Source organism: Saccharopolyspora sp. 7B, from assembly GCF_020177435.1.
In the GTDB taxonomy this organism is placed as follows: Bacteria; Actinomycetota; Actinomycetes; order Mycobacteriales; family Pseudonocardiaceae; genus Saccharopolyspora_C; species Saccharopolyspora_C gregorii.
Map to the genome: position 1 here is coordinate 1 of NZ_JAIUKC010000240.1, position 4,159 is coordinate 4,159.

Annotated in this window: 5 protein-coding genes; 2 read left to right on the plus strand and 3 right to left on the minus strand. The window is 70.9% G+C overall.

Annotation, left to right across the window (positions count from 1 at the left end; genetic code table 11):
* Window positions 1-126 precede the first annotated feature (126 nt).
* Complete coding sequence (locus LCD33_RS27810) at window positions 127-1,194, minus strand: hypothetical protein (protein ID WP_224960579.1); 1,068 nt, start codon at window positions 1,192-1,194, stop codon at window positions 127-129.
* A gap of 99 nt (window positions 1,195-1,293) precedes the next feature.
* Between LCD33_RS27810 and LCD33_RS27815 the strand changes: the two genes are divergently transcribed.
* A complete protein-coding gene (locus LCD33_RS27815; RefSeq protein ID WP_224960577.1) occupies window positions 1,294-2,187 on the plus strand; it encodes a ribokinase in 894 nt (297 codons plus the stop codon).
* 90 nt (window positions 2,188-2,277) lie between these two features.
* On the opposite strand, the gene LCD33_RS27820 is transcribed toward LCD33_RS27815, so the two are convergent.
* Entirely contained in the window at window positions 2,278-2,622 is a 345-nt protein-coding gene (locus LCD33_RS27820; protein WP_224960576.1) for an Lsr2 family protein, read from the minus strand.
* Between the two features lie 400 nt (window positions 2,623-3,022).
* On the opposite strand from LCD33_RS27820, the gene LCD33_RS27825 reads away from it, so the two are divergent.
* A complete protein-coding gene (locus LCD33_RS27825; RefSeq protein WP_224960585.1) occupies window positions 3,023-3,493 on the plus strand; it encodes an Lsr2 family protein in 471 nt (156 codons plus the stop codon).
* Between the two features lie 160 nt (window positions 3,494-3,653).
* Here the strand turns inward: LCD33_RS27825 and LCD33_RS27830 are convergent, their stop codons facing one another.
* On the minus strand, window positions 3,654-3,854 hold the full coding sequence (locus tag LCD33_RS27830; RefSeq protein ID WP_224960575.1) for a hypothetical protein: 201 nt from the start codon (window positions 3,852-3,854) through the stop codon (window positions 3,654-3,656).
* Between the last annotated feature and the right edge of the window lie 305 nt (window positions 3,855-4,159).

Here is a 4,159-nt window from a genome sequence, read left to right on the forward strand (position 1 = left end):
CCCCACCCCCCGCCCCCCCCCGCGGGCGCGCCCCCCCCCCCCCCCCGGCGCCCCCCCGCGGGGGGCCCCCCCCCCCCCCCCCCCGGCCCCCCCCCCCCCCGGGGGGGCCTCTTCGCATGCCCGGCGTCAGAGGAACTGCAGGTACGGGTGCAGCCCAGGGGCGCCGCTGCGCGCGCCGAACCACTGCTCGAACGCGATGCCCCGCTCGCGCAGCTGCGCCTCCAGCTCCGCGTTCCCCGCATCCTCCGCGAGCCGCGCGTCCACCTCGTACAACCGCTCGTGCGCGGTGTCGCCGAACGCGGTGGCGGCGAACCGGGCGAAGATCGGCGTGCTCTGCGACCAGTCCAGCAGCTCCGCCGCGTCCAGCAGCACCTGCGCCTCGTGCACCACCAGCCGCAGCGCCAGCGCTTCGGCCACGCAGCGCGGCGGCGTCCACACCGGCTCCGACAGCCGCGTCGCCACCGCCGCCGACGCCAGCAGGAACGCCCGGGCGAACGCCGAGTCGTAGCGGGCGCCGTAGCAGGGCGGCAGCTCCGCCAGCACCAGCAGGCCCTGGGCCTCGTCGACCGTCGCGTTGTTGATGGACAACGACAGCTCGTCGTAGAAGATCTCGTCGGTCACCACCCACACCGCGTGGATCAGCGCGCCCGCCGCGAGCCGCGCCGCCGACTCCTCCACGTCCGGGGCGGCGAACGCCTCCGGACCGAAGGCGCGCAGCCGGGGCGCGCACTCCAGCAGCGTCTCCCGCCAGTGCCGCGCCTCCACCACCGGTTCCGCGGCCCCCAGCGCCTCCTCCACGGCCAGCTCCAGCTCGCTGGAGTCGTCCGGAGTGCGCACGTCCGCCGCGGCCAGGCTCTGGTTGAACTCGTCTTCGGTGATCCGCACCTTCGACTCCGCGACCGACCAGCCGCTGAGCAGGTCGATCTCGCTGAGCAGCTCGTCGAGCACCGTCGCCGCCGCCCACTCCGCCGATACCAGCGACGGCGCGTCCAGCACCAGTTCCACCGTCGTCCGGGCCGGGCCCGGCGAGATCCGGAAGTCCAGCACGTCGATGTCGGCCTGGTCCGGCCCGGTGACGCCTTCCACGAGCGCGAGCCTGCGGTCGAGCAGCGCGACCACGCCCTGCTGCTGCAACTCGTCCAGTCCCTGCACCGCCACCGGCGGTTCTAGTACCGCCGTCACCACGTAGTCCACCGCTGCTCGCCCTCTCCTCCCGAACGCACCGCATGGTACGTGCCTGCCCGCGCGGAGAGCCGCCTGCGCCACCTCCGGGGAAAGCGGGATCATGGCCCGGTGACGACGACGGTGGCGGTGTTCGGCAGCTGCAACATGGATCTGGTGGCCTACGTGGGGACCGCGCCGAAGCGCGGCGAAACCGTGCTCGGGCGCGAATTCCGCACGGCGCCCGGCGGAAAGGGCGCGAACCAGGCCGTCGCGGCCGCCAGAGCGGGCGCGGAAGCGCTCATGATCGGCGCGGTCGGGGAGGACGAACTGGGCGGCGGGCTGCGCGAGGCATTGCGCGGGTTCGGAGTCGATACCCGCGGTCTGCGCACCGTCCCGGGAAACAGCGGCACGGCGCATATCGTCGTCGACGACGACGGCGGAAACGCGATCGTCGTGGTCCAGGGGGCCAATGCGACCGTCGATTCGCTCGCGCCCGGCGATGCCGAACTGATCGCGAGTTCCGGAGCGCTGCTGCTGCAGCTGGAGATCCCGTTCGCCGGGGTCGAATCCGCCGCCGCGGCCGGGCGCTCCGCCGGAGTTCCGGTGATTCTCACGCCGGCTCCCGCCGCGGAACTGTCCGCCGAGTTGCTGGCGAACGTGGACGTGCTGGTGCCGAACGAACACGAAGCCGCGGTCCTCACCGGTCGCGACGATCCCGACGCGGCGTTGCGGGAATTGGTGGAACGAGTACCGGAAGCGATCATCACGCTCGGTGCCGAAGGAGCCCTCTACGGCAATGCGGCGGGAGAGGTCGTCCGGTCGCCCGCCCATCGGGTGCGGGCCGTGGACACCATTGCGGCGGGGGACACCTTCGTCGGTGTCTTCGCGGCTGCGCGGGCCGGGGGAGCGGAGGTCCGGGAAGCGCTGGCGGCGGCCTCGGCAGCGTCCGCGCTGGCCGTGGGGCGCCACGGCGCCATGTCGTCGATGCCGACGGAACAGGAGATCAGGGAGTTCCGCGGCTGAGCGCGGAAGCGGGGTGGAATGTCGCGGACGCCGCCGCCCGGAGAAATGTCCGATCCCGCACGGGCGGCGTCGCGCGACACCCCGATGGACTCACTTGGCCTTGTCGTAGGCGTCCACGATCTCCGAGGGAATGCGTCCCCGATCCGACACCTGCATGCCCTGCTCCCGGGCCCATTCCCGAATGGCCTGGTTGCGTTCCCGGTCGGCGGCGGTAGGAGCAGCGGCGGTCTTGCCCGCCTTGCCCGCCGCGCGCTTGCGACCCCCGGTGCGGCGTGCGGCGGAGACGTACGACGCCAACGAGTCCCGCAGTTTCGCTGCGTTGTCGGCGGACAGGTCGATGGTGTAGTCGACCCCGTCCAGGCTGAACTCGACCGTCGACTCCGCTTCCGACCCGTCGACGTCGTCGACGAGCTGCACGGTGACCTTCTGCGCCACTGGAAAACCCTCGATTCCGGTTCGTTATTGCTGGCCTTCGTGCGAGAGCGTACGAAGAACGTTCTGAACAATAAACCGTTGTTGCGAAAATGTGCCACCCTGGGTCCGTCGAGCACTGACCGTGAGCTCGGAACGCTGTTGTAGCGACGTTGTGCTTCAGATTACTTTCTCGATTTCGCGGCCGATCGGCTACGGTGTGTCGCGGGGCGGTTCGCCCGGGACCCGGCATCGCGGGGTCGACGGTGCCCCCGCACGGCGGTTCTCAACGGCCGGTGGTGCTGTTCTATCGTTGACGCGAGACAACAGCGATGCCGCGTGCTACAACGTGGGTCAGGGTCGCAGGAGTCTCGCCTGCAGGTGTCGCGGATCGAGACGGGGCACGTTCCCGAGACAGGTGATCATGGCCGAGCGGATTCAGGTCGAACTCGTCGACGACATAGACGGGTCGCCAGCCCAGCAGACCGTTACTTTCGCGCTGGACGGCGTGACCTACGAAATCGACTTGAGCGAGCGGCACGCGCAACGCCTGCGCGGAGTCTTCGCCCGGTACATCGAGCGGGCGCGCGTTCCCGAGCGCGAGCAGTCCGCCGCCACGGCCAAACGCCAGGAACGGGACGAACGCGACGCCCGCCAGGCCAACCGGCAGCTGACCGAGCAGATTCGCGGTGCCGCGCAACGGAGCAAGGACCGGTTGCACAAGCAGCAGGAACCGGAAGCGGACGAACAGGCCGCCGAGGCCGGACCCGCACTCCCGGTGGAACCGCGCGAACCGGAACAGCTCGTCCCCGAACCTCCGCGCCAGGAGGAGGAGCGGTCGAACTCCACCGTCGCCTCCGTGTCCCTGCCGCAATTCTCGTCCGCTGTGGACTGAGCCGGTACCGGTGGTCCCGGCCGGCCGCGTTCCCGGAACGGGACGCTTCCGGCCCCGAACGCAGAAGAACCGCATCGTGGTGATCCGCGATGCGGTTCTTCGTCTTTCCGGTACCGGTCGCTCCGCTGCCGCCTCCCCCGCGCGCGGAGCGCTCGGTGCCTCAATCGGCGGCGCGGTGCCTGCGCCCTTTCGCGCGACCGCCGGAGTCGCCGTGCTGAGCGGCCACCGATTCGGCGGCCGACGACTCGGCGCTCTCGGTCAGCGCCGCGGCGAACTCGGGTGGGGAGCTCAGTCCCCAGTTGTCCGCCTCCGGGTCGATCAGCTGCTGCTGCAACTCGGTGTAGATCGGTGTCGAGTCCACGGTTACCCCCTGCCTCTTGGTCGGCGAGCAGGCTACCGGCGCGCGGGTGGGTGCAGCCCGGGAAACGCACCGCGATCACTCGATGGAGATCGCCGGACTCGGGCCGGGCCGCGGCCCGGTGTCCCGGTGCTCGGTGGTCCCACGGCAAGCCGCCATCCGGGTGAAGCGGGATGACCTGCGGTTTTCGCGTTAATGGGGGGTGGTGTTCAAGGCCGTTTTCGGCCCGTGTAGATTTCTTTCTGCCAGCACGGAACGGGCCGAAAACGAATCGGGCCGGGTGCGGCGGGGTCGCGAAACGGGCTTCC

Excerpts from the sequence above, each read along its gene's own strand:
- LCD33_RS27825 (WP_224960585.1), top strand. The coding sequence starts at position 3,023 with ATGGCCGAGCGGATTCAGGTCGAACTCGTCGACGACATAGACGGGTCG.